We start from the raw sequence: 430 nt of genomic DNA, 5'->3' as shown, positions 1-430 counted from the left end.
GAATTGTCGGAAAACAAGTAAACGAAAGGTGATACGTGCACATGAATTCTATCATGAATATTCCAGGATTAAAAGGTGTAAACATTGAAAAGATAGAGGAGGTTGGGGAGCATACCGCACTTCACGTTTCGCTTCCAAGGCAGCCTCACAAATGTCCTCAGTGTGGGGCGATGACAACTAAGATCCATGACTACCGCATGCAGAAGGTCAAGCACCTCAAGTGGTTTGAACGTTTAACGGTCCTCTTCTATAAACGGCGCAGGTATGCCTGTTCATGCGGAAAGCGCTTCTCGGAGACTTCCCCCTTTGTGGAAAAGTATCAACGCTATACGAAGGAGTGGAATCAGGTCGTCCGTGTCCGATCCATCAAAGCGAAAACCTTTAAAGAAGCAGGTGAAGTACTCGGCACTTCCAGCTCAACAGTGATCCG

The 430-nt window shown here is 47.0% G+C and carries 1 protein-coding gene; it reads left to right on the top strand.

Annotated features, from left to right (window positions below; genetic code table 11):
- Positions 1-41 precede the first annotated feature (41 nt).
- Positions 42-430 (top strand): transposase family protein (locus WFH04_RS18180; protein WP_336825729.1); only part of this gene is annotated, 389 nt, incomplete at its 3' end.

Source organism: Sporosarcina sp. USHLN248, assembly GCF_037144575.1.
Lineage (GTDB): Bacteria > Bacillota > Bacilli > Bacillales_A > Planococcaceae > Sporosarcina > Sporosarcina contaminans.
The sequence above is the reverse complement of the archived record's forward strand: the minus strand, read 5'-3'. Positions and strand labels throughout refer to the sequence as shown.